Annotated in this window: 23 protein-coding genes; 9 read left to right on the top strand and 14 right to left on the bottom strand. The window is 67.7% G+C overall.

Features of this window, described 5'->3' with window-relative positions; translation table 11 throughout:
- The first annotated feature begins 75 nt into the window (after nucleotides 1-75).
- A complete protein-coding gene (locus tag HD593_RS05545; RefSeq protein ID WP_185101025.1) occupies nucleotides 76-495 on the top strand; it encodes a hypothetical protein in 420 nt (139 codons plus the stop codon).
- Nucleotides 496-532: 37 nt separating this feature from the next.
- On the opposite strand, the gene HD593_RS05550 is transcribed toward HD593_RS05545, so the two are convergent.
- The 3 genes from HD593_RS05550 to sodN form a co-directional block, all read right to left on the bottom strand.
- Nucleotides 533-1,312: an RNA polymerase sigma factor SigF gene (locus HD593_RS05550; RefSeq protein ID WP_171074665.1), complete on the bottom strand. Its 780-nt coding sequence runs from the start codon at nucleotides 1,310-1,312 to the stop codon at nucleotides 533-535.
- Nucleotides 1,313-1,329: 17 nt separating this feature from the next.
- Complete coding sequence (locus tag HD593_RS05555; protein ID WP_148442131.1) at nucleotides 1,330-1,767, bottom strand: ATP-binding protein; 438 nt, start codon at nucleotides 1,765-1,767, stop codon at nucleotides 1,330-1,332.
- Between the two features lie 128 nt (nucleotides 1,768-1,895).
- The gene (gene sodN, locus HD593_RS05560; RefSeq protein ID WP_221524625.1) at nucleotides 1,896-2,297 is read right to left on the bottom strand and encodes a superoxide dismutase, Ni; all 402 of its coding nucleotides are present in this window, start codon (nucleotides 2,295-2,297) and stop codon (nucleotides 1,896-1,898) included.
- Nucleotides 2,298-2,385: 88 nt separating this feature from the next.
- Here sodN and HD593_RS05565 point away from each other — a divergent pair, with 88 nt between their 5' ends.
- On the top strand, nucleotides 2,386-2,691 hold the full coding sequence (locus HD593_RS05565; RefSeq protein ID WP_185101027.1) for a S24 family peptidase: 306 nt from the start codon (nucleotides 2,386-2,388) through the stop codon (nucleotides 2,689-2,691).
- Here HD593_RS05565 and HD593_RS05570 read toward each other — a convergent pair.
- The 4 genes from HD593_RS05570 to HD593_RS05585 are packed head-to-tail and all read right to left on the bottom strand — an operon-like array spanning nucleotide 2,688 to nucleotide 5,601.
- Nucleotides 2,688-3,113, bottom strand: a complete 426-nt coding sequence (locus tag HD593_RS05570; protein WP_185101028.1) for a CGNR zinc finger domain-containing protein — start codon at nucleotides 3,111-3,113, stop codon at nucleotides 2,688-2,690. The genes HD593_RS05565 and HD593_RS05570 overlap by 4 nt on opposite strands.
- Before the next feature lie 59 nt (nucleotides 3,114-3,172).
- Nucleotides 3,173-3,919, bottom strand: coding sequence for an amino acid ABC transporter ATP-binding protein (locus tag HD593_RS05575; RefSeq protein ID WP_185101030.1), 747 nt, complete (start codon nucleotides 3,917-3,919; stop codon nucleotides 3,173-3,175).
- Nucleotides 3,916-4,743 (bottom strand): amino acid ABC transporter permease, encoded by an 828-nt coding sequence (locus tag HD593_RS05580; protein ID WP_185101031.1) that lies wholly within the window; start codon nucleotides 4,741-4,743, stop codon nucleotides 3,916-3,918. The genes HD593_RS05575 and HD593_RS05580 overlap by 4 nt, the downstream gene beginning before the upstream one ends.
- A gap of 3 nt (nucleotides 4,744-4,746) precedes the next feature.
- Nucleotides 4,747-5,601 (bottom strand): ABC transporter substrate-binding protein, encoded by an 855-nt coding sequence (locus HD593_RS05585; protein ID WP_185101033.1) that lies wholly within the window; start codon nucleotides 5,599-5,601, stop codon nucleotides 4,747-4,749.
- Nucleotides 5,602-5,864: 263 nt separating this feature from the next.
- Here HD593_RS05585 and HD593_RS05590 point away from each other — a divergent pair, with 263 nt between their 5' ends.
- Nucleotides 5,865-7,073 (top strand): NAD(P)-dependent malic enzyme, encoded by a 1,209-nt coding sequence (locus HD593_RS05590; protein WP_185101035.1) that lies wholly within the window; start codon nucleotides 5,865-5,867, stop codon nucleotides 7,071-7,073.
- 287 nt (nucleotides 7,074-7,360) lie between these two features.
- Nucleotides 7,361-8,719 (top strand): NsdA family TPR-like regulatory protein, encoded by a 1,359-nt coding sequence (locus tag HD593_RS05595; protein ID WP_185101036.1) that lies wholly within the window; start codon nucleotides 7,361-7,363, stop codon nucleotides 8,717-8,719.
- A 42-nt stretch (nucleotides 8,720-8,761) separates the two neighbouring features.
- Here HD593_RS05595 and HD593_RS05600 read toward each other — a convergent pair whose 3' ends face one another.
- The 7 genes from HD593_RS05600 to HD593_RS05630 all read right to left on the bottom strand — a co-directional run bounded on the left by HD593_RS05600 (nucleotide 8,762) and on the right by HD593_RS05630 (nucleotide 19,242).
- Nucleotides 8,762-10,306 (bottom strand): trypsin-like serine peptidase, encoded by a 1,545-nt coding sequence (locus HD593_RS05600; RefSeq protein WP_185101037.1) that lies wholly within the window; start codon nucleotides 10,304-10,306, stop codon nucleotides 8,762-8,764.
- A gap of 176 nt (nucleotides 10,307-10,482) precedes the next feature.
- Nucleotides 10,483-12,069 (bottom strand): trypsin-like serine peptidase, encoded by a 1,587-nt coding sequence (locus tag HD593_RS05605; protein WP_185101038.1) that lies wholly within the window; start codon nucleotides 12,067-12,069, stop codon nucleotides 10,483-10,485.
- 435 nt (nucleotides 12,070-12,504) lie between these two features.
- On the bottom strand, nucleotides 12,505-14,109 hold the full coding sequence (locus tag HD593_RS05610; protein WP_185101039.1) for a trypsin-like serine peptidase: 1,605 nt from the start codon (nucleotides 14,107-14,109) through the stop codon (nucleotides 12,505-12,507).
- A gap of 452 nt (nucleotides 14,110-14,561) precedes the next feature.
- A complete protein-coding gene (locus HD593_RS05615) occupies nucleotides 14,562-15,008 on the bottom strand; it encodes a transposase (protein WP_185101041.1) in 447 nt (148 codons plus the stop codon).
- A gap of 303 nt (nucleotides 15,009-15,311) precedes the next feature.
- Nucleotides 15,312-16,475, bottom strand: a complete 1,164-nt coding sequence (locus tag HD593_RS05620) for a trypsin-like serine peptidase (RefSeq protein ID WP_185101043.1) — start codon at nucleotides 16,473-16,475, stop codon at nucleotides 15,312-15,314.
- Between the two features lie 196 nt (nucleotides 16,476-16,671).
- Nucleotides 16,672-17,781, bottom strand: coding sequence for a trypsin-like serine peptidase (locus HD593_RS05625; protein ID WP_185101045.1), 1,110 nt, complete (start codon nucleotides 17,779-17,781; stop codon nucleotides 16,672-16,674).
- Between the two features lie 336 nt (nucleotides 17,782-18,117).
- Complete coding sequence (locus tag HD593_RS05630) at nucleotides 18,118-19,242, bottom strand: trypsin-like serine peptidase (protein WP_185101046.1); 1,125 nt, start codon at nucleotides 19,240-19,242, stop codon at nucleotides 18,118-18,120.
- A 284-nt stretch (nucleotides 19,243-19,526) separates the two neighbouring features.
- Between HD593_RS05630 and HD593_RS05635 the strand changes: the two genes are divergently transcribed.
- The 5 genes from HD593_RS05635 to HD593_RS05655 all read left to right on the top strand — a co-directional run bounded on the left by HD593_RS05635 (nucleotide 19,527) and on the right by HD593_RS05655 (nucleotide 23,656).
- Nucleotides 19,527-20,960, top strand: a complete 1,434-nt coding sequence (locus tag HD593_RS05635; protein ID WP_185101048.1) for an acetyl-CoA synthetase — start codon at nucleotides 19,527-19,529, stop codon at nucleotides 20,958-20,960.
- 81 nt (nucleotides 20,961-21,041) lie between these two features.
- Nucleotides 21,042-21,320: a hypothetical protein gene (locus HD593_RS05640; RefSeq protein ID WP_185101050.1), complete on the top strand. Its 279-nt coding sequence runs from the start codon at nucleotides 21,042-21,044 to the stop codon at nucleotides 21,318-21,320.
- A complete protein-coding gene (locus HD593_RS05645) occupies nucleotides 21,307-21,735 on the top strand; it encodes a type II toxin-antitoxin system VapC family toxin (protein ID WP_185101052.1) in 429 nt (142 codons plus the stop codon). The genes HD593_RS05640 and HD593_RS05645 overlap by 14 nt, the downstream gene beginning before the upstream one ends.
- Before the next feature lie 46 nt (nucleotides 21,736-21,781).
- Nucleotides 21,782-22,669, top strand: a complete 888-nt coding sequence (locus HD593_RS05650) for a hypothetical protein (protein ID WP_185101053.1) — start codon at nucleotides 21,782-21,784, stop codon at nucleotides 22,667-22,669.
- 30 nt (nucleotides 22,670-22,699) lie between these two features.
- Nucleotides 22,700-23,656, top strand: a complete 957-nt coding sequence (locus tag HD593_RS05655; RefSeq protein WP_185101054.1) for a zinc-binding dehydrogenase — start codon at nucleotides 22,700-22,702, stop codon at nucleotides 23,654-23,656.
- The last annotated feature ends 38 nt before the right edge of the window (nucleotides 23,657-23,694 follow it).

A 23,694-nucleotide genomic window follows, 5' to 3' on the forward strand; every position in this document is an offset into this window, starting at 1 on the left:
CCGGTGGCCTTGTCCGACTTATCGGCCGAACGTCCTATTTTCCGCCCCGTCCGGCCCGGGAGGTAGGGTACGGACGTGAACGGTCGCCCGCTTACCCTGCTCATCGCCGCCGCGGTCGTCGCCCTGGAGGGGCTGGTCGCGCTCGGGCTCGGCGTCTACGTCGCGGTGGAGACCCTGACCGGGGCGCCGGACGACGTCACTTCTGCCCTGGCCGTGGCGGGGTTCGGGCTGCTCGTCGGGGCGGGCCTGCTCTGGGTGGCCTGGGGCGGGCTGTTCAAGATGGAGCGGTGGGGGCGCTCGCCCGGCGTGCTGACGCAGATCTTCATGCTGCCGGTCGGCGGCACCCTCATCACGTCGAGCCAGCCGCAGCTCGGGATCCCGATGATCGTCGTGGCCCTGGCGGGGCTGGTGACGCTGCTGGCTCCCCCCACCACGCAGGCCCTCTACGGTGACGGCAAGGCGTCGGGAGCTGACACCGACCCCTCGCGCCGTTAGACCCGTTTCCGCGCAGGCGATGCGCGGAAGCCGGGGATCAGTCGTCGGCGGTCAGGCCCTCGCGCAGCTGCGCCAGCGTGCGGGCGAGCAGGCGCGAGACGTGCATCTGCGAGATGCCCAGCTCGGTGGCGATCTGCGACTGCGTCATGTTGCCGAAGAACCGCAGCAACAGGATGCGCTTCTCGCGCGGCGGCAGCCGTTCGAGCAGCGGCTTGAGCGACTCGCGGTACTCCACGCCCTCCAGCGACTCGTCCACGATGCCGAGCGAGTCGGACACCGCGGGAGCGTCGTCGTCGCCCGAGTCGGGCGCGTCCAGCGACACGGTCGAGTACGCGTTGGCCGACTCGAGCCCTTCGAGCACCTCCTCCTCGGTCATCTTGAGGTAGGAGGCCAGCTCCGCCACGGTCGGGGCACGGCCCTCGCGCTGGGACAGATCGCTTATCGCCTTGGTCAGCGAGAGCTTCAGCTCCTGCAGCCTGCGCGGCACGCGGACCGCCCAGCCCTTGTCGCGGAAGTGCCGCTTGATCTCGCCGACGATGGTGGGCGTGGCGTAGGTGGAGAACTCCACGCCCCGGTTCAGGTCGAACCGGTCGATGGACTTGATCAGCCCGATGGTGGCGACCTGGGTGAGGTCGTCGAGCCACTCGCCCCTGTTGCGGAAGCGGCGAGCCAGGTATTCGACCAGAGGAAGGTGAAGCTCGACCAGCTCATCCCTGATGCGCTGGCGGCGCGGCTCCTCGGGGCCCAGCTCGGCCAGCTCGGCGAAGAGCATGCGGGCACGCACCCTGTCGGGCACGGCGTGTTCGCTGGTGGCCATGGCTCCAGTCCTTTCCGTCACGCCGGCCCTGCCGTACTCCGGGCCGCGCCTCGGCGCTTACGCAGGACGATCGCCATGCGATCAGGGGAGTCGGTCACCGCGTCGACGTCGTCGGCCAGGGCGGTCAGGACCATCCAGGCGAAGTCGTCGCGCTTGGGCGCGGAACTGCCGACGGTGGCCACCTCGACCCTGACCTGCATCTCCTGCCCGGTGAGCTCGAACTCCGCGGTGAGGTCGGTGCCGGGCACCGCCTCGTTCAGCAACATCGCGCAGGCCTCGTCGACCGCGATCCGCAGGTCCTCGATCTCGTCCAGGGTGAAGTCAAGCCGCGCCGCCAGGCCGGCGGTTGCCGTACGCAGCACAGACAGGTAGGCACTCGCTGCGGGGAGCCTGATGCTCACCACGTCACGGATGCCGGCCACGCCCTCCGCGCGCGTCTCGGTTTCCTCGGTCACGTTCCTCCTCGCGAATCCGACGCTGTCTGCAACTTACCGCCCCTGAGAGGTGCTTGGACGATTCAGACTCGCCATCAACGGAAAAGGCTCTGTGCGGGGTGTGACCGCACAGAGCCTTATGTGCCGTTTTAGGCGGCCTTGGTCTCCCAGAAGATCTTGGAGATTTCGTCGATCTTGCCCAGTAGGTCCTCGGCCTTGGCGACGTCCACGGTGCCCTTGGCGCCCGCGGCGCCGGCGAGCTTTGTGGCGTCCCAGAAGAGCTGGTGGAGCTGAGGGTACTGCTCGAGGTGCGGCGGCTTGAAGTAGTCGGTCCACAGCACCCACAGGTGGTGCTTGACCAGCTCGGCCCGCTCCTCCTTGATCTTGATCGCGCGGGCGCGGAAGACGGCGTCCTCGTTGGCCGCGTACTTCTCCATGATCGCCTTGACCGACTCGGCCTCGATGCGGGCCTGAGCGGGGTCGTAGACCCCACAGGGCAGGTCGCAGTGTGCGGAAGCGACATGCTTGGGTCGTAGCAGTCGTGCGAGCATCAGAAAGTCCTTCCTGGATGCTGAATCAGCTTGGTCCACAACCGACCTTACTCGTGTCCCAACGCCCGCGGAGTGGGGGGTCTTGACGATGAGAGTGCGTGTCGAAGGGGATTCGATGCGGCCCGCGCTGGTGCCCGGAGACTGGCTCCTCGTACGCCGGGGTGCCACCGTGCATCCCGGCGACCTCGTGGTGGCGAGGCTGCCCGGCGACCCCGACCGGCTCATCGTCAAGCGGGCGCAGTGGCACGGGGCCGGCGGGTGGTGGCTGGAGAGCGACAACCAGCGGGCCAGCGGCAGGCGCGACAGCTGGGACTTCGGGCCCGTCGACGACATCGTGGGCCGCGTGGTGCTGCGCTACTGGCCGCTCCTGCGCAGGGCGCCTCGCAAGGGCTAGGAACCGTTCCGGCGGCGGGCGCGGAAGGCGGCGACGTTGGCGCGGCTGGCGCAGCGGGCCGAGCAGTAGCGGCGGGAGCGGTTGGAGGAGGTGTCGAGGAAGGCGAGCCCGCAGTGCGGCTCACGGCACCGCCCGAGGCGGTCCACGCCCAGCTCGGCGACGACCGCGGCCAGGCCCATGACGGCGGTCGCGGCGGGGTCCTCGGCCAGGTGGAGGTGCCAGGCGTGGCCGTCGTGGTCGGAGAGCTGGGGGCGTACGGGATAGCGCACCAGCAGGGCGTTCAGCAGCCCGGCGACGGCGCGCTCGTCGCCTGCCGCGTCGAAGACGGCGGCGAGCTCGTCACGCAGGTTCCTGAGCTCGGGCGGCGGGTCCGGGTCGTTGGCCAGCCGGACCGCCCACTCGGCGTAAGAGGTGAGGTCCATCCCGGTCCATTACAGCAGAAAGGCGGGGCACCCGGATGGTGAGCGCCCCGCCCTGCCGGTCACTCCTCCGGGTGCAGGACGCGGTGCAGGAACGTGCGGGTGCGCTCCTGCTGGGGGTCGCCGATGACCTGCGCCGGGGCGCCGTCCTCGACGATCACGCCGCCGTCCATGAACACCACCCGGTCGGCCACCTGCCGCGCGAAGCCCATCTCGTGGGTGACCACCAGCATGGTCATGCCCTCCTCCGCCAGCTTGCGCATGACGGTGAGCACGTCGCCGACCAGCTCCGGGTCGAGCGCCGAGGTGGGCTCGTCGAAGAGCATCAGGCTGGGGCTCATGGCCAGGGCCCTGGCGATCGCGACGCGCTGCTGCTGGCCGCCCGAGAGCTGGCCGGGCAGGGAGTCGCACTTGGAGCCGACGCCCACCTTCTCCAGGTTGTCCCGGGCGATGACCTCGGCCTCGCGCTTGCCGCGCTTCAGCACCCGCTGCTGGGCGATCATGACGTTCTGCAGCGCGGTCATGTGCGGGAACAGGTTGAACTGCTGGAAGACCATGCCGATGCGGCGGCGTACGGCGTCGATGTCCACGTCGGGGTCGGTGATCTCGACGCCCTCCACGAACACCTTGCCCCTGGTGGGCGTCTCCAGCAGGTTCACGCAGCGCAGCAGGGTGGACTTGCCCGAGCCCGACGGGCCGATGACGCAGACCACCTGGCCCGGGTCGACGGTCATGTCGATGCCCTTGAGCACCTCGTTCTTGCCGAAGTACTTGTGCAGGTCGCTCAGCTCGATGGCGTGGGTTGTCATCGATTCCTCCCCTTACGCCCTTCCAGCCGGGACGCGAGGTAACCCAGCGGGATGGTCACGATCAGGTACGTGATGCCGGCGACCATGATGGGCGTGGCGTTGGCGTACTGGGAGGCCAGGTCGTTGCCGAACTTGGCCAGCTCGACGTACTCGCCGGACACGCCGAGGAACAGCACCAGCGACGAGTCCTTGAGCAGGGCCACGAACTGGTTGGTGGTGGGCGGGATGACCATCCGGATGGCCTGCGGGATCACCACGGTGATCTGGGCGCGGGAGGCCGACATGCCGAGCGACCTGGCGGCCTCCGTCTGCCCCTTGGGCACGGCCTGGAGTCCGGCCCTGAAGATCTCCGCCTGGTAGGCCGCGCCGACCAGGCCGAGGCCGAGGATGCCCTGCCCGTACGTGCCGCCGGGCACCTCGAAGCCCGGCAGCGCCAGCGGCAGGAACACGATCAGCAGGAAGATCAGCAGCGCGGGCAGCCCGCGGAAGATCTCGATGTAGATGATCGAGATCCACCGGTACGGCCGGACCTGCGAGATCCGCATCAGCGCCAGCACCAGGCCCAGCACGAACGCGAAGACGAACCCGCCCAGCGTGTAGATGATCGTGTTGCGCAGCGCGATGGTGAACAGATCGGGCAGCGCGGCACGCGCCACGTCGAGCTTGGCGAAGTTCTGGGCGAGGCTCGGCCAGTCGGCGTACAGTACGACGGCGACGAGCGCGGCGGCCAGTATGACGTACTGGACGCCCCGGCTGACCTGCTGCTTTTTCCGAGGGCTGAGCCCGGTACGCCCGGGCTCAGCCGTCTTCGGCTGGTCGGCCATGGATCAGCCCAGCTCGCCGGGCTTCTTGCCGAACCACTTCACGTAGATCTTCTCGTAGGTGCCGTCCTGCTTGGCCTTGGCGATCTCCTCGTTGATCGTCTTGAGCAGGACCGGGTCGGAGCCCTTCTTCAGGCCGATGCCGTACTGCTCGCCGGTGTCGAGGCTGCCGATCATCTCGAACTTGGCGGCGACCTCGGGCTTCTTCAGCCAGGTGAGGACGACGGGCAGGTCCTGGACGATCACGTCGGCCTGGCCGGCCTGCAGGGCCAGCAGCTCCTTGGCCGAGTCGGCGTACTCGGTGGGGTCGAAGCCCTGCTTCTTGACGTAGTCGAGGCCGGTGGTGCTGGCCTGGGCGCCGAGCTTGAGCCCCTTGGCCTTGACGTCCTCCAGGGAGGTGGCGCCGGTGCCCTTCTTGGCCAGCAGGGCCTGCGTGGCGTCGAAGTAGGGGTCGGAGAAGTCGATGTTCTGCTTGCGCTCGTCGGTGATCGTCATGCCGGCGGCGGCGACGTCGCACTTGCCGGCGGACATGGCGGCACCGCTCTTGATCACGGCGAAGTCGATGTCCACGATGTTCTGGGTCACGCCCAGCTTCTTCGCGGCGAGGTCGACGATGTCCACGTCGAACCCGACGATCTTGCCGCTCCCGTCCTTGAACTGGAACGGCTCGTACGGGATGTTCGTGCAGACCGTGAGCTTGCCGGGCTGCACGAGCTTGGCACCGCCGGCGGCGGAGGCGCTGGCACCGGTCGTGCCGGTGCCGGAGCCGGCGTCACTGCCGCACGCGGTGAGCGTGAGCGCAGTGGCCAAGACGAGCGCGCCGGCGGCGTAGCCTCGGCGGCTCAGGGGTCTGAGGGCCATGTACGGCCTCCTCGTAGTGAAAAGCCATGAAACTTGCGTTTTGTGCAGTTTAGATGGGGTTTAGCTGCGGTCTGTCACCCGGGATTTAACGATGCGTCAACAGAACGGCGTCGGCGCCGACACTGAAGAGCATCTCAGCATGTGGCAAGATGGGAAGACGGGTGACCCCCGAACCCCCTCACCAGACGACCGGCGAGGGGATCCTGGCAGCTACCGAAGCCAGCCCGCTCGCGCTCGTCCGCCGAAGGTTACTTCCGCTACCGATGACTACAGGGGTCGCTGTGGCTGCCACGCCCGCTTCTGCTTCCGTCGAAACACCCGATCTCGATCCCGCCTTCGCCCTGCACAGGGGAGGCAAGATCGAGATCCGCTCCACGGTTCCCGTCCGCGACGCCGACGACCTGTCGCTCGCGTACACGCCCGGCGTCGCCCGGGTCTGCACCGCCATCGCCGACCAGCCCGCGCTGGCCGACGACTACACCTGGGTCTCCAACGTGGTCGCCGTCGTCTCCGACGGCACCGCGGTGCTCGGCCTCGGCGACATCGGCCCGTCGGCCGCCATGCCGGTCATGGAGGGCAAGGCGCTGCTGTTCAAGGAGTTCGCGGGCGTCGACGCCGTGCCCATCTGCCTCGACTGCACCGACGTCGACGGGCTCGTCGAGACCGTGGTGCGCCTGGCGCCCTCGTTCGGCGGCATCAACCTCGAGGACATCAGCGCCCCCCGCTGCTTCGAGATCGAGGACCGGCTGCGCGACCTGCTCGACATCCCGGTCTTCCACGACGACCAGCACGGCACCGCGATCGTGGCGCTGGCCGCCCTGCAGAACGCCGCCCGCCTGACCGGCCGCACGCTGGGCGACCTGCGGGCCGTCGTGGCCGGCGCGGGCGCGTCCGGCGTCGCGGTCACCCGCATCCTGCTGGAGGCGGGCATCGGCGACATCGCGGTCTCCGACTCCAAGGGCATGATCTACGAGGGCAGGGAGGGCCTCAACCCGGTCAAGCAGGCGCTGGCCCGCGACACCAACCGGGCGGGTCACACCGGCTCCACGGAGGAGGCGCTGGCGGGCGCCGACCTGTTCCTGGGGCTGTCCGGGTCCACGGTCCCTGAGCAGGCGATCGCGTCCATGGCGCCCGGCGCCATCGTGTTCGCGCTGTCCAACCCGACGCCGGAGGTGCACCCCGACGTGGCCGCCAGGCACGTCAGCGTGGTGGCCACCGGGCGCTCCGACTTCCCCAACCAGATCAACAACGTGCTGGCCTTCCCCGGCGTGTTCAGGGGAGCCCTCGACGTGCGGGCCACCGCGATCACCGAGAACATGAAGGTGGCCGCGGCCAACGCGCTGGCGGGGGTGGTCGGTGACGACCTCTCGGCGACGTACATCATCCCGAGCCCGTTCGACGAGCGCGTCGCGCCCGCCGTGACGGCCGCCGTGGCCGCCCAGGCCCGGGCGGACGGGGTCGCGCGCGTCTAGCCCTCACGGGCCGTCCTGGCGAGCGAGAGAGCCCTTTCCGGGCCCTCGCTCGCCCCTTTTTTACCGCCCCTCACCAGGTGGTTCTGCTTTTCGGGTTACATGGGCGTTTCGTGGGTAGTTGAGATCCCCGTCCAGGAGCCAGGGCCCGCTGACCATGCGCAGACGGCCCGGGGTGTGGGATGGAGTTTGGGTGACCTTTGGGAACTGCCATAAACCCTTTACGCAAGGTGCTATAACAGTAGCTCTCTGTAATGATGTGGGCGCCGACTCCTGTGACGAGGAGAGCGATGGAACGCGAGCCGAATCGACTGCTGCAGCAGCTCATCGCAGAGGCGGGTTTTTCCCACAAGGGACTGGCCAGGCGCCTCAACGATCTGGGAGCCGCACGTGGCACTCCGGGCCTCAAGTACGACCACAGCTCCGTCCTGCGCTGGATCGGGGGTCAGAGGCCGCGCGATCCGGTCCCGTGCCTGCTCACCGAGATCTTCGCGCTCCGGCTAGGCAGGCCGGTCTCGTCGGAGGACCTGGGCATGCCGGCCGTCATCACACCCCTCGATCTCGGACAGGAGTTCACGCACACCTGGCAGGAGGGGGTCGCGACCGTGACGGCGCTGTGGCGGGCCGATGTAGAGAGACGGAGGTTCCTGATCGACTCGACGTTCGCGATAGGAGCAGGCTCTGTTGGAGCCGTACGCTGGCTGACATCGCCCTCTGAGGGGCGCCCGAGCGGCATGGGGACGCGGCGGGTCGGCCGCGCCGACATCGCCGCCATCCACGAGGTCACCCGCTCGTTCGGTGAGCTCGACAACCGCTTCGGCAGCGGACGCGTCCGCTCGTCCGTGGTCAAATACCTCGACACCGCCGTCTCCCCCCTGCTCAAGGACGGCTCGTACGGCGAGTCCACCGGCAGGCAGCTGGCCGCCGCGGCCTCGGAGCTGACCCGCCTGGCGGGGTGGATGGCCTACGACATGGAGCAGCACGGCCTCGCCCAGCGGTACCTGATCCAGGCCCTGCGCCTGGCCAGGGGCGCCGACGACCAGACGCTGGGCGGCGAGATCCTGGCCGGCATGGCGCACCAGGCCATCTACATGGGCCAGCCGGCCCACGCCCTCGACCTGGCCAGGGCCGCCCAGATGGCGGCCCGCAAGGCCGGGGTGAAGACTCTCCTGGCCTCCGCGCACGTCCTGGAGGCCCACGCGCACGCCGGTCTGGGCGACGCCGGATCCTGCGGCCACGCCCTCCACGAGGCCGAGTGCGCCTTCGATGCCCGCAAGCCCGCCGAGGAGCCCAAGTGGCTCAGCTACTTCGACGAGGCCTACCTGTCCGCCAAGTTCGCCCACTGCTTCCGCGACCTCGGGGAGGGGGAGCGGGTCGTGCGCCAGGCGCGGCGCTCGCTCGACATGGACTCCCGGTACGTGCGGGGGCGCATGTTCAACCTGTCGCTGCTGGCGGCCGGGCTGCTGCAGTGCGGTGAGCTGGAGGAGGCGTGCACGGCCGCGGCCGGCGCGCTGGCGCTGGCCGCCGAGCTCCAGTCGGCGCGGTCGCGGTCGTACGCGGCCGATCTGCGGCGGCGGCTGGAGCCGTACAAGAACGAGCGGCCGGTGGCGGCGCTGCGCGAGCGCACGCGCGAGCTCACCGCCGTGTGATCCCTGTGGTGGGCCCGGGGCACGCCCGGGCCCAACGCGGGGTTACTTGAGGAGCTCGCCGTTCGGGCCGACGATCTTCTTCGTCTCGGCGTAGTTCGCCTTGTTGTAGACGTCGGCGGTCTCGCCGTCGAAGATGGCCGAGCTGATGTAGTCGATCCGGTCGTTGCCGTCGTTGTCGGCGAAGACGCTGGTCACGCCGTTGACGTAGCCGGTGCGCTTGCTGTTGTTGTACTTCATGAGCCACGGGCCGCCGTCGGCGCCCCACGTCATGGAGCACTTGAGCACCTGGTGGGTCTCGACCTTGAACATGTTGACCTGCACGCTCTTCGTGCCGGTCTTGCCCGTGCACCACTTGGGGGTGACGCCGGTGAACGGCCTGTCGCCGTCGGGGTGCGGGGCGCTCGGGTAGCCGAAGACGGTCACCTGCTGGCCGAGCGGCTGGTTCCAGGCGAAGCCCTGGCCGCCGACGACGTCGCCGAGGCGGCCGAGGTCCTTGGCCAGGCCGATGTAGTAGTGGTCGCGGAAGTAGCGGACCGTCTTGCCTGCCTTCACCCACTGCTTGATGTAGTAGCGGGTCTCGAACCACGCGGTCTCGTTGCCGTTGGCGTCCTTGGTGGCGGTGAGCTTGCCGAGGAACTTGCCGTCGCCCTTCTCGGCCGTGAGCTTCTTGAACTCCTCCTGGCTGATCGGGTTCGGGCCGGCCTGCTCGTACTGCTCGCCGTTGACGTCGCTCGCGGTGTCCTTCGGCGCCTTGCCGTACGCGGACTCGGTGACCTCGACCTTGGTCAGGATCTTCTCGCCCGTGTAGTTGTGCGCGACCTTCTCCGGCGTGACGTCGAAGTCCTTCGACCAATACGGCCCCGCGGGCCCGTACTTGTCGAACCCGGCGTCGTACTCTTCCTTCTTGATCTCTTCGTGCTTGACCCACTTGTCGCCGCCCCAGGCGTGGAACTCGCTCTTGACGACCTCCTTGGAGCCCGTCAGCGCGAAGCCGTTGTGCACCGCGACGAAGGCGTAGTCGCCGTCGTAGTCGTCGTAGGTGTCGAGGTCGTAGGCGGTGAAGGCGTAGGCGCCGACGTAGACGCCCCAGGGCGCCTTGCCCTGGTAGTAGCCCGGCACGAAGATCCACTTGCGGTAGACCTGGTCCTTGCCGTTCTCGAACACGCAGTGGCCGGCCGTGGCGACCAGGTTGCGGTTCCTGGACTGGATCGAGGTGGCCGAGCACCAGCGGTAGTGGCCCGACTTGTCGAGGAAGAAGACCTTGCCGATCGTCTTCGGCAGGTTGACGTTCTTGCTCGTGCCGGCCTTGGGGGCGGTGGTCGGGCCGGTCATGCCGGGCTTGCCGTCAGGCACGCCCTTGCTGCCCGAGCTGACGACCTTCGGTACGTCCTTGGCGTCCAGGTTGTACTGCGTGGCCTTCCGGAGGGCGGCTCCGTTGGAGTCGAGCCAGAAAGCGGCGGCACCGTACGCGTCGGCCGGCTTGGGGAGGAGGTCTTCCGACTCCCAGGACGGGGCGGCAGTGGCGGGCGAGGCGAGTACGGCGGCGCTCAGGCCGGCGGCGGCGAGGGGGATGAGCAGGCGCTTCACGGGAGGCTCCACAGTTGTCAAAAAGGGTGTAAAGACCCTATCGACCCTTCAGTCACTCTGGTAAGGGGAATGCTCAGATTTCTCATAGAAAGGCCAAAGGGCCCGGCGGAGAGCCGAGCCCTTTGGGTGAAGCATGTGAACGATGACTAGGTCGTCGTTCTGTCCAGCAGCGAGAACTACGGGATCAGCTTGCCGGACCACGAGGCCGAAGCGGCCTTGTAGATCGCGGCGGTCTCACCGTCGAAGTACGGCGAGGTGATCGTGTCGTAGCGCTTGTTGCTGTCGGTGTCGGCGATGAGGCTGGTGACACCGTTGACGTAGCCGAGACGCTTGCTGTTGCTGTACTTGTACAGCCACGGCGCACCGTCGTAACCGGCGGTCACGGTGCACTTGAACGACATCTGCTCCTCGACCTTCTTGGACGGGATGCGGAGGACGTTCTTGGCCGTCTTGCCGTAGCACCACTTCGGCGTGACACCGGTGAACGGCTTGTTGCCGTCCAGGTGCGGGCCGAAGGGGTAGCCGAAGGTGCGGACGTACTTGCCGGTGGGCTGGTTCCAGGCGAAGCCCTGGCCACCGACGTTGTCACCGAGGCGGCCAACGCTCTTCACGTTGTGCTCGACGACGTAGTAGTCCTCGACCCAGTACTTCACCTGAGCCGTGGTCTTGATCCACTTCTTGACGTAGAACTCCTGCTTGAACCAGGCAGTCTTCGCCTCGTTGGTGGACAGGGTGCCGAGGTACTTGCCGTCACCCTTCTGCGCCACCAGGGAGTCGTACTCCTCCTTGGAGATCGCAACCTTCTGGCTGGGCACGCGGTCGCCGTTGTCGAAGCCGACCTTGGCCGCGTTCCACACAGCCTCGGTGACCTCGATGCCAACGACCTTGACACCCTTGGTGGGGCCCTCGCCCTTGTAGTACTCGTCGATGTTGCCGAGGTTCACATCGGCGGGCTTGGCAACCGTCTCGACCTTGGGGTCAGCAGGGGCCGACTTGTACGGGCCAGCCTCGCCGTACTTGTCGTAGCCCGCCGCGAACTCCTCGGCGGTGATCGGGGTCTCCTTGATGTACCCCTTGCCACCCTTGGCGATGTGCGCCTTGTACTCGCTCGGGGTGACCTTCGTGGACTGGTTGGCGACGCCGCCGATGCCGTCGTAGACGGTCACGAAGGCGTAGTCGCGGTCGAAGTCCTCGTAGACGTCGAAGTCGTAGTGGGTGAAGGCCTGCTTACCCACGTAGATGCCCCAAGGAGCCTTGCCCTGGTAGTAGCCCGGCACGAAGACCCAGCGGGAAACGACCTCGTCGTTGCCGGCGATGTCGTAGACGCAGTGACCGGCCGTGGCGACCAGGTTGCGGTACTGCGACTGGATCGAGGTGCCCGAGCACCAGTAGAGCGAGCCGTCACGGTACTCGAAGAAAACCTTACCGATGGTCTTCGGCAGGTTCACGTTCTGCACCTTGGCGGTGCTCTTCTTCTCCTCGCCGATGGGGGCGGTCGAGCCCGGCTTGGTGTCGGCGCTGTAGCCACCACCGGAGGAGATCTTCTCAACCTCGAGAGCGTCGGGGTTGAACGCCACGGCCTTCTTCAGCGCCGCGTTGTCCGACTTGGTCCAGAAGTCGATGACCTCGGCGGCCTGCGCCGCGGTCTTGGCCAGGTCGTCCTTGGCAACGTCAGTGTCGGCCTGGGCGGTGCTGGCGAGACCAGCAGCCAGCAGACCAGTGGCCAGAATGGCGCCACCGGCCGGGAGGAGGATGCGCTTCAAGGTAACTCCTTGCGCTGTCGTGGAACGCCTCTTGCGTCCCATGCGTCAGTAAAGGGATAGCCAGGAACATACAGTGTCGATCTTGAGATCCGGTAGCCGCTTTGGTCGGAAAGATGGGGACAAGACGGCCGTGATCGTTCTGTGATGTTTAGATGGCTGATGCGCAGGAGCTGAGGAAAGCGGGCCTCTTTACCGTTTGCCCAGATCAACATAAGGAAGTTGTCAGTGGGACTCGCGGGGCTGAGGCACCCTCCTGGTTCCGCTCGACCAGGCGATGTGACGCAGATCACATCAGGTTGATGGCACCGTCTGGACGTCCCGTGCGTCCAAACGCGTTCACATTCGGCGGGAAACGCAGAAGGGCCCGGCAGGATGCCGGGCCCTCCGCTGGCAACGGTTACACGAACGGTCTAAGCCCGGTCGCTATCCGTTACTTCAGACGATCTTGCCGGACCACGAGGCCGCGGCGGCCTTGTAGACGGTGTTCGTCTCGCCGTCGAAGTACGGCGACGAGATGTAGTCCACGCGGCCGTTGCCGTCCTGGTCGTTGAAGGTGCTGGTGACACCGTTCACGTAGCCGAGACGCTTGCTGTTGCTGTACTTGTACAGCCACGGGCCACCGTCGGCACCCTCGGTCATGGCGCACTTGAGGGCGACGTGCTCCTCGATCTTCTTGGCAGCCGAACCCACCAGCTTCTTCGTGGTGTTGCCGTAGCACCACTTCGGAGTCACGCCGGTGTAGTTCTTGTTGCCGTCGGGGTGAGCAGCGGCCGGGTAGCCGAACACGCGCACGGCCTTGCCGGTCGGCTGGTTCCAGGCGAAGCCCTGGCCGCCGACGTTGTCGCCGAGACGACCAGCGTCCTTGCCGGCGATGTCGACGACGTAGTAGTCCTCGACCCAGTACTTCATCTGAACGGTGGTCTTGACCCACTTCTTGATGAAGAACTGCGTCTTGAACCAGGCGACCTCGGTCTTCTTGTCGTCACCCAGCTGGGCGCGGACCTCGCCCATGAACTTGCCGTCGCCCTTGGCGGCCTTCAGCTCGTCGTACTGCTCCTTGCTGATGGGCACCTCGGTGCTCAGGCGCTCGAACTTGTCGCCGTTGTCGAAGCCCGTACCAGCCGCGGTGTACTGCGACTTGTAGACCTCCGCACCAGTGAGCTGGACACCCTTGGTGGGGCCCTCGCCCTTGATGTAGGCGTCGACGTTGCTGGCCGTCACGTCGGCAGGCTTGGCGACCGTCTCGACCTTCGGGTCGGCGGCCTTCGACTTGAAGGGGCCCGCCTCGCCGTACTTGTCGTAGCCGGCCTCGAACTCTTCCTTCGTGATCGGCGTTTCCTTGACGAAGCCGACGCCGCCCTTGGCGACGTGCGACTTGTACTCGCTCGGGGTGACCTTGGTGGTCTTGCCCGAGACGTGGACGCCGTTGTACACGGTCACGAACGCGTAGTCGCGGTCGTAGTCCTCGTAGACATCGAAGTCGTAGTGGGTGAAGGCCTGCTTACCCACGTAGATGCCCCACGGAGCCTTGCCCTGGTAGTAACCGGGGACGAAGACCCACTTGCCGAGGACGTCCGTGTTGGCGGCCGTGTCGTACACGCAGTGACCGGCCGTGGCGACCAGGTTGCGGTACTGCGACTGGATCGAAGTGGCGGAGCACCACTTCTTCTCGCCCTTGCTGTTGACGAAGAAGACCTTGCCGATGGTCTTCGGCATGTTGACGTTCTGGACCTTCGTGGAGGCCTTCTTCTCCTGACCGATCGGAGCGGTCGAGCCCGGCTTGGTGTCCGAGCTGTAGCCGCCCTTGCTCTGCAGCTTGGCGACGTCAGTCTTGTCCCAGACGTTCGACTCGGTAGCGGCCTTGAGGGCAGCACCGTTGTTCTCCGCCCAGAACTGAGCGATGGCCTTGGCGTTGGCCGCGCTCGTCGCCATGGCGTCCTTGGCGACGGTGTCGTCGGCCTGGGCGGTGCCGGCGAGGCCGGCGGCCAGGAGGCCGGTGGCCAGGAGGGCGCCACCGGCGGGGATGAGGATGCGCTTCAAGGGAACTGCTCCTTGCTCTGTCGTGGGTCGCAACTTGCGTCCCATGCGTCAGTAAAGGGATAGCAAGGAACATAGCGTGGTGATCTCCGCAGGTGAAACCCGCTTTGCGTGATCCGGTATGCCCCCCTTTCGCCGTGACCTTTCCGTGACCTGTCAGAGACGTTTGCGCGTTGTGATCGTCAGGTCACGTTTTCGCAGGGTATGAGGGGGTTGTTGCTGCTGGGACGAAAGTGCCGTTAGCGGGCTGACACATAACGTAGTCAGTAAAACGTGACTCAGATCACAGGAACCAGATGGGAACCTGCTCCGTCTAACTTGGCCTGATCCTCACAGGAGATCTTCAGGTTCGGCTCTGAAGGCGTCCGGAGAGCCGTGCCCATCGGCGTTCTGGGGCGTCGCCCGGCGCATGAAACGGCCCGCCGACGCATCGTCGGCGGGCCGGTGAGGTGTGGTCAGGCTCCCTTGGGCTTGACCGTCTCGCCCAGAAGGACCTGGAGGCTGGCGAGCACCGCAGTGTCCTTGGCCGGGTCCTTCGCGGTGGGCAGGTGGGGCGTGGCGCTGGGGGAGCCGGGTGGGTGGCTGCGGATGAGGTCGAGCTGCGCCGGGCCGAGCCGGCCTGTACGGGCCGGTGCGCGGTCGCCGGGGTCGTCGGCGTGCAGTGCCAGGGTCAGGCGCTGCCAGGTGCCGTCCGCCAGCCAGCGGCGGTGGCGCTTGTAGATGGTGACCCAGCAGCCGTACCGCTCGGGGAGGTAGCGCCATCGGACGCCGGTGCGTGCCTGGTAGAGGAGGCCGTTGATCACTGTGCGGTCGTCGGTCGTGCGGCCGGCGCGGACGCTGGTCTGGGGGAGGAGGGTGGCGACCCTGGCCCATTCGGCGTCTGTCAGATCATCGCGACGCATGCGCCCATCGTGACAAGGCAAACACGGTCTGTCAGTTGAACAAAGAAAGATCTTCGTTCCGTGGAGGGAAGATCCGGCTGTGCGGCATATCGGTGCCGCCCCGCGGGCGTACGGCGGCAGCGCTGCGGCGAGAGGAGCGAGCGGGATTGCTGGGGGATCGAAGGAGGGCGGAGCCCCTTGGGAGGCGCTGTCTGGAGCTGTGCCGGCGCGAAGCGCCCTCCGGCGGAAGGCCGTGCGTGGAACCCCCGGAAACAGCAAGGCGAGGGCCTCGGGATCGAGGCCCTCGCTTTCCCCTGGTAGGGCTTACTTGTACAGCTCGCCGTTCGGGCCCACGATCTTCCCGGACCACACGTTCTTGGCCGCGTTGTACACCGCGGCGGTCTCACCGTCGAAGTACGGCGAGGTGATGTAGTCGATCCTGTCGTTGGCGTCCTGGTCGGCGAACGTGCTGGTGACGCCGTTCACGTAGCCGAGGCGCTTGGCGTTGCTGTAGTTCAGGAGCCACGGGCCGCCGTCGTAGCCCGGGGTCACGGCGCACTTGAGGCCGACGTGCTCCTCGATCTTGAGCCAGGAGGCCCCGACGGTCTTGGCGGTGGTGTTGCCGTAGCAGTGCTTCGGCGTCACGCCGCTGTACGGCTTGTTGCCGTCCGGGTGCGGGGCGGCCGGGTAGCCGAAGGCACGGACCGGCTTGCCGGTGGGCTGGTTCCAGGCGAAGCCCTGGCCGCCGACGTTGTCGCCGAGGCGGCCCGCGTCCTTCGACAGCAGGATGTAGTAGCGGCCGCCCCAGGCGCGCTTCGGGCCGGTGAAGCGCTCGAAGTCCTTGCGGTCCACCTGCTTGACACCGTTCGAGGTGATGCCGTTGTACACGGTGACGAACGCGTAGTCGCGGTCGTAGTCCTCGTAGACGTCGAAGTCGTAGTGGGTGAAGGCCTGCTTGCCCACGTAGATGCCCCACGGAGCCTTGCCCTGGTAGTAGCCGGGGACGAAGACCCACTTGTCCATCGTGGCGCTGTTGCTGTCGGTGTCGTAGACGCAGTGGCCGGCCGTGGCGACCACGTTGCGGTAGTTCGACTGGATGGAGGTGCCCGAGCACCAGCGGAACTTGCCGTGGCCGTCGACGAAGAACACCTTGCCGACGGTCTTGGGGAGGTTGACGTTCTGGGCCCTGCCGGTCGACTTCGACTCGCCGGTCGGCGCCGTGGTGCCGGGGCTGCCGTCGGGGCTGTAGCCGCCCTTGGAGACGACCTTCCGAACCTCGTTCGAGTCCCACGTGTACTGGGTCGCGGACCGGAGCGCGGCGCCGTTCGAGGCCAGCCAGAAGGAGGCGACGGAGATCGCGGAGGAGTTGTTGCGGGCCATCGGGTCGTGGGCGACGTCGCCATCGGCCTGCGCCGTGCCGGACAGGCCGGCGGCCAGCAGACCGGTGGCCAGGATGGCGCCGCCGGCGGGGAGAAGGATTCGCTTCAAGGTAGCTCCAGGTTGCGCTGACATGAGGCGCCTCATGCACCTCCATAACTCAGCAAACGGACAGCCCGGAACCTACAGGTTTGACAATGGTCATGCGCGTTACCGGTAGATCCTGTCAGCGTTCCAAGGCGCGCCGTGACCGTACCGAGACAGAGAAGCCGCTGATCACTTGTCGTGATCAGCCGGTTGCTATGACTTAGGTCACATTTGGCAGGGTGTTGAGCCCCGCGGCGCGTCGGTAGACCTCGCCCGTGGTGGTGTCGAAGTACGGGGCCGACACCGAGTCGTAGCGGCCCTTGGCGTCCCTGTTCCAGGTCAGGCTGTTGACGCCGGCCAGGCTGCCGAGCCTGCGGTTGTCGTCGTAACCGATCACCCAGGGGCCGCCGCTGGCGCCCGGGCTGAAGTCGCACGGCGTCAGCTCGACGCCCTTCTGCAGGTCGCGGCCGGGGGCGACGGTGAAGCGGGTGTTGCCGGGCAGGCACTTCTGCAACGTCTTGCCGTCGTACGGGTGCGACCCGTCGGGCTGCTGGCCCGCCGGGTAGCCGAACGCGGTCACGGTGTACGTCCCCGGCTTCTTGTTCAGCTCCAGCCCGAGGCCGCCCACGTTGTCCTGGAGCCGGCCGATGTCCTGCATGACGTACCCGCCGTCCTTGGCGGCCCAGGCGAAGCCGCGGTGGACGGTCACGAACGCGTAGTCGTAGTCGTAGTCGCCCTTGCCCGACCAGTCCTCGTGCAGGCTGATCGAGGCGCCCACGTAGATGCCCTCGGGCGCCTCGCCGTTCGGGTCGGGGGTCGGCACGAAGATCCAGTAGTCGGCGGGCTTGGCCGTGCGCGAGTCGTACGCGCAGTGCCCGGCGGTGGCCACCACGCTGCGGTTCTTGGCCGCGACCGCGGCGGCGGAGCACCAGTACTCCTTGTCCCCGAACCGGAAGAAGACCTTGCCCATGGTGTTCGCGGCGTTGCCCTTGCGCGGCGGTGCCGGGTCGACGCCGGCCGCGGCGGTCGTCCGCTTCACGGCGGTGGTGGCCGCGGCGGGACCCGCGGCGGCGCCCGACGAGGTCGTCGAGGCGGCACCGGAACCGGGCGTGGCCGGGGTGGACAGGTCGGTCTTCTTCAGGCGGTCGGGCCGCCAGTAGTCGGCGACCCGCTTCACGTCCGCGAGCGTCTTGGCCAGCGGGACGGCGTACACCTTGCTGGGGGCGACGGCGGCGTGGGCGGCTTGGGCGGCGATCCCCGTGAAGGCAGGCACGATCAGCAGCGCGCTGCTGAGGGCAGCGGCCACGAAGTGCCTGGCTCGGGGGATCATGAAATGCCTTTCTTGGGGTCGTAAGGGTGGATTTTTCCAGATGTACAGACGGTATTGCAGCTCGGATAGAGATTCGTTACCTGATCAAGCGTGCATCGTGAACTATAAGGACACCGTCAGCCGAACGCCCCTGATACGTGTAAATGATCATTAGAGCGGCCATGTCTCCGCAGGTCAGAGGCCGGTTCGCGAGTGATCCGCGCGCACGGAATTCGCGCCCATTCGCGGTCGCATTCGCACGCTCCAAGTGGCCTACGCCACGCCGGCAAGTGACCCCCATTCCACCGAAGGATGGCCCCGGCTCCCTGGGGGAACCGGGGCCAGGGGTGCCGTCGATCACCGCCAGTTGCCGGTCCAGCGGTTGGCTGCGGCCTTGTAGACCTTGTAGGTGTCGGTGTTGAAGTACGGCGACGAGATGTGGTCGTAGCGGTCGTTGCCGTCGGTGTCCCACGCGACGCTGTTGACGCCGACCAGGTAGCCGGTCCGCGACGCGCTCTTGTAGTTGTAGATGAACGGCCCGCCGCTCGCGCCGGCGGTGAAGGCGCACTTGAAGCCGATGTGCTCCTGCAGGTTGTACTTCTTGGCCTCGGGCATCGCCTTGGTCTTGCCGTAGCAGTACTTCATCGTGCGGCCGGTGAACGGCTTGTCGCCGTCCGGGTGCTCACCGGCGGGGTAGCCGAACGAGAACACGTTCAGCTTGGTGCTCCGGTTCCAGGTGAAGCCCTGGCCGCCGACGTTGTCGCCGAGGCGGCCGACGTTCTTCACGGTCCACTTCCAGCGGCCGCCGACCTTCTCCCAGTTGACCTTGATGCCGTTGAAGACGTTGACGAACGCGTAGTCGTAGTCGTAGTCCTCCTTCACGACGAAGTCGTCGTGCGCGTTGAACGTCTTGGCGGCGTAGATGCCGTAGGGAGCCTTCCCGTTCCAGACCTTGTCGCCGTCCCAGTACGACGGGATGAAGATCCAGTTGTCGTAGAAGGTGTTCTTCTTGGTGTCGTACACGCAGTGGGCGGAGGTCGCCACGAGGTTGCGGTACTTGCCCTGCACCGAGCTGGCCGAGCAGTAGCGCCAGTTCTTCGGGTTGCGGGGGTCGGCCTTCGGCAGCGTGAAGAAGACGCGGCCGACCGTGTTCGGCAGGTTGACGTGCTTGCTCTTCTTGGACGAGGTCTTCTCCGCGCCGATCGGCGGAACGGAGCCGGCCGGGCCGTCGGGGGCGTCGTTGCTGCCCTTGACGCCCTTGGTGCTCAGGTCGACGCCGTCGTCGTGGTCGGTGGCCAGCTTCACACGGTCCGGCGTCCAGAACTGGACCGCCTGCTCAGCCGGGGTCGCCGAGTTCTTCGAGACGACGTCCGAGGGTGCGGTCGTCGCGTTGGCCGCGGCGCCGCTGACCATGCCCGCCGCCAGCCCGATGGCCACGAGGCCGGCGAGGGGGATCGCGATGCGCCTTGCTCGGGAATACATGGAGCTCCTCTCAGCTTTCGGCGGCCCAGAGCGGGGTACTGCGCCCCGGTGGGCCAGGAAAACGATCGGAACGTTAATGAACGGCTCGATCCGGCGGCCAGGAATCGACGTGAAAAAGCATGGGCCGGTTCCATTCCGTTATAGAAATAGCAAATAAGCATGTATTCAAGATTGGCATCTCCGCAGGTCGGCGCCTGGTTTGAATTTCTCTCGTCACAACGGTAACGGCAATTATCAAACGCCACTCCCTGTCAAACCGAGCGATGTTCTGGTTAGCATGAGCCATGGACCCTCGCATCCCCTGCCTCATCGGCATCGCGCAGCGCACCATTCGCGAGCAGCCCGGCCCTGAACCGCTCGACCTCTGGGAGTCGGTGGCGCGTGAGGCCGCCGGCGACGCGCGGCTGCCCGTCGATCGGCTCGATTCGATCCAGCTCGTCTGGACCGACTCCTGGTACTACGACTCGCCCGTCGGCCGCCTCGCCGAACGCCTCGGCGCCGCGCCGCGCCACCAGGTCTACTCCAAGGTCGGCGGTACGGCCCCGCACCTGCTCATCGGCGCCGCGGCCGCCGCGATCGCCGCGGGCGAGCTGGACTCGGCGCTGGTCGCCGGTGCCGAGGCGCTCGCCACGCGCAGGGCGTACAGGAAGGCGGGCGAGCACGCGCCGTGGAGTCACCCCGCCGACCCCAAGCCCCCGTACGGGTGGGAACGGCCGCCGCACCCGTCGGCGCTCGCGCACGGACTGTTCCTGCCGGTGCACACCTATCCGATCATGGAGACCGCGCGGCGGGCGGCGGCCGGGACCACGATCGAGGAGGAGATGCGCGAGCGGGCGCGCATCATGGCGCCGATGACCGAGGTCGCCGCCGCGAACCCGTACGCCTGGCGCAGGGCCGCCCGCACCCCCGGCGAGCTCTCCGGCGGCCGCTTCGTCGGCTGGCCCTACACCACGGACACGGTGGCCGTGCTGGAGGTGGACCAGGCCGCGGCCGTCATCCTGGCCAGCTCGCGGCTGGCCGACCGGCTGGGGGTTCCGCCGGAACAGCGGGTCTACCTGCGGGGATGGGCGTACGCGGAGGACACCTGGGAGGTCGCGACGCGGCCAGCGCTCGGCGCCTCGCCCGCCATCGCCCGCGCCGCCGAGGCCGCCTTCGAGCGGGCCGGGCTCGGCCTGGACGACATGAACGCGCTGGACCTGTACAGCTGCTTCGCGATCGCGCTGCGGCAGGCGTGCGACGCCATCGGCCTCGACCCGCTCGACCCGCGCGGGCTCACCGTGACCGGCGGGCTGCCGTACGCGGGCGGGCCGGCCAGCGACTACGTGCTGCACTCGACGGCGACGATGGCCGGGCTGCTGCGGGCGCAGTCGGGGCACGGGCTGGTGAGCGGGGTGGGGATGCATCTGACGAAGCACACGTACGCGGTGTGGTCGAGCGAGCCGGGCGGGCGGCTGGGGGATGTCGCGCCGGTGCACGTCGCGAAGGAGGTGCCGCTGGTGGCCTCGTACGAAGGGGTGGGGGTGGTGGCGGGGTACACGGTGGCGCACGGGCGGGACGGTGAGGCCGAGAAGGGGTTCCTGGTCGTGGACGTGCCCGGGGGGAGGGCTTACGCGGTGGTGGAGGAACGGGCGCTGCTGGTGGAGGCCGAGGGGCGGGAGCTGGTGGGGGAGGAGGTGCGGGTGTCCAGCGATGGGAAGCTCAATGTGGCTGTCTGGTGACGTAAAGCAGGGGCAAATTCTGTGATCGTGTGACTACTATCTGGTGTTGACATTTTTATGTCACGCACGGACGCTGGAGTCATGCGGAGGACTACAGTGCGCATCGACGAGGTGCTCCTCAACGAGGCGAAGGCGTACGCGGCGAAGAACGGACGCAGTCTCAACTCGGTCATGGAGGACGCCTTGCGACAACTGCTCAACCGATCCACGGAGGTGGCCGAGCGGCCCCGCGTGGAGCTGGTCACCACCGACGCGCGGCTCAAGCCGGGCATCGAGCTCACGCCGGAGTTCATCTACGCCCTCATGGAGCAGGAAGACATCGAGACCGTCTACCGGGTGCAGGCCGATGCTGCTCAATGACATCAACGTCCTGGTCAATGCCTTTCGCACCGAGGCGCCCCATCACATCGCGTGCTACAAGCTGGTCGATGAGATGGTCAACGGTGACGCCGCCTACGCGGTCTCCGACCATGTCGTCAACGGCCTCGTCAGGGTTCTCAGCGTCGAGGCCATCCACGAGGTTCCGCCTTCCATGGAGCGGATCCTCGCCTTCGCCGACCAGGTGCGCAACCAGCCGCACGCCATCGTCGTGGCCCCTGGCGAGCGTCACTGGGAGATCTTCACGAGGTTGTGCCGGGAGACGAACGCGCGAAGAAAGCTCATCCCCGACGCCTACCTCGCCGCACTCGCCATCGAGCACGGTTGTGAATTCGTGACCTGCGACCAGGATTTCGCCAGGTTCCAGGGCTTGCGCTGGCGGTCGCCGCTCAATTGAACTGAGTTGCAAGGGCGCAAGCCGGCACTACTCGGCTAGGAACGTCGTGGCTGACCAGTTCGACGTCATCGAGGCAGGCGAGCGCGGCCGTCGCCGGTGGACCGGGCTGGTGGTGGTTCTGGCGCTCCTGCTGATTCCCGTTGTCGGCCTGCTCGTCAGCCGGGACCCCGAGCCCGGGTCCGAGGCCGCTCCGGCGAGCCGGACGCCGGGGCCCATCAGCTCGCTGACCACGCTCGACAACGCGCCCAACGTGCTCAGCGTGCCGGCCAGGAAGAAGGGGGACGACGAGGTCATCCAGGTGGTGTTCCCGCACGGGGCGCGGGCCGAGGTGCGCTATCCGGCCGAGCTGAGGCTGGCCGAGCTGGGGTCGCGGCCGTACAGGGCGGGGTGGATCGACGGGGTGTTCCGGGAGTTCGTCGCGCCCTACGGGGGTGAGATCGAGGTCACGCGGGGTGGGCGGGCGCTGAGGAACTACGCGGCCAACGTGACGCTCTGGCCGCGCCAGGCCGGCAGCGGGCAGTACGGGCAGGTGCTGCTGTTCGCGTTCGGGCCGTGGCGGCTGGCGATGTACGACCGGGGGCAGGGGCTGACGTTCGAGCAGCGGACGGCCGTGGCCGAGGGCTTGAAGGGGCGGGTGACCAAGGACGGGTATCTGGTGCTGACGGCGCGGAGCGGGGTGCGGCTGGCGGAGCCGGGCGAGCATCTGCAGGGAGAGTCGGTCGGGCCGCAGCTGTGGTTCGGGGGCGGGGCTGGGGAGATGGTCGCGCTCGTGCCCACGCCCGACTGCGGGAAGCAGGCCAGGATGCCCGGGGCGATCGACCGGCCCGGGCGGCGGGGCGAGATGGTGTGCAGGGGAGACGTGCTGGTCGCCGTCACCGGGCCGCCGTCGTTCCGGACGAAGGCCATCTCCGGCATCCGGGTCACGATGAAGTAGCGGGGAGGAGGGCTGAAGTAAGGTGCGGCCATGTTCGCCGTAACCGCCACACAGACCGATCCCGACAACCCGCTCGCCGGCCTGACGCTGGGCGAGCGCCCGGAGCCGAAGGTGCCCGACGGGTGGACGACCGTCTCCGTACGGGCGGCCGCGCTCAACCACCACGACCTGTGGACGCTCAAGGGCGTCGGCATCAGGCAGGACCGGCTGCCGATCGTGCTCGGCTGCGACGCCGCCGGCGTGGACGAGGACGGCAACGAGGTCATCGTGCACTCCGTGATCGGCACCGGGGCCGACGAGACGCTCGACCCCAAGCGCACGCTGCTGTCCGAGGTGCACGACGGCACGTTCGCCGAGCGGGTGGCCGTGCCGCGCCGCAACCTGGTGCCCAAGCCCGCCGGGCTGGACTTCGAGCACGCCGCCTGCCTGCCGACGGCCTGGCTGACGGCGTACCGGATGTTGTTCGACAAGGCCGGGCTGCAGCCCGGCTCCACCGTGCTCGTGCAGGGGGCGGGCGGGGGCGTGGCGACGGCGCTGATCGCGCTCGGCCGGGCCGCCGGGTACCGGGTGTGGGCCACCAGCCGTTCGGAGGAGAAGCGGGAGCGGGCCAGGGAGCTCGGCGCCGACCAGGTCTTCGAGTCCGGGGCGCGGCTGCCGGAGCGGGTGGACGCGGTCATGGAGACGGTCGGGCAGGCCACCTGGGATCATTCGCTCAAGTCGCTCAGACCCGGCGGCCGCATCGTCGTCTCCGGTGCCACCAGCGGCGCGGTTCCGCCGGCCGATCTGAACCGGGTCTTCTTCCTGCAGCTGTCCGTGATCGGCACGACGATGGGGACTCGGGAGCAGCTGGGGCGGCTGGCGGTGTTCCTGGAGCAGACCGGGCTGCGGCCGGTGGTCGATCGGGTGCTGCCGCTGGCCGAGGCGCGGGACGGGTTCGCCGCCATGGAGGCAGGGGAGATCTTCGGAAAGATCGTCTTTACCGTCTGAATAAGTGAAGGGTTACTTCTGAGCCTCCTGGGTGATAC

The organism is Nonomuraea rubra, assembly GCF_014207985.1.
Taxonomy (GTDB): Bacteria; Actinomycetota; Actinomycetes; order Streptosporangiales; family Streptosporangiaceae; genus Nonomuraea; species Nonomuraea rubra.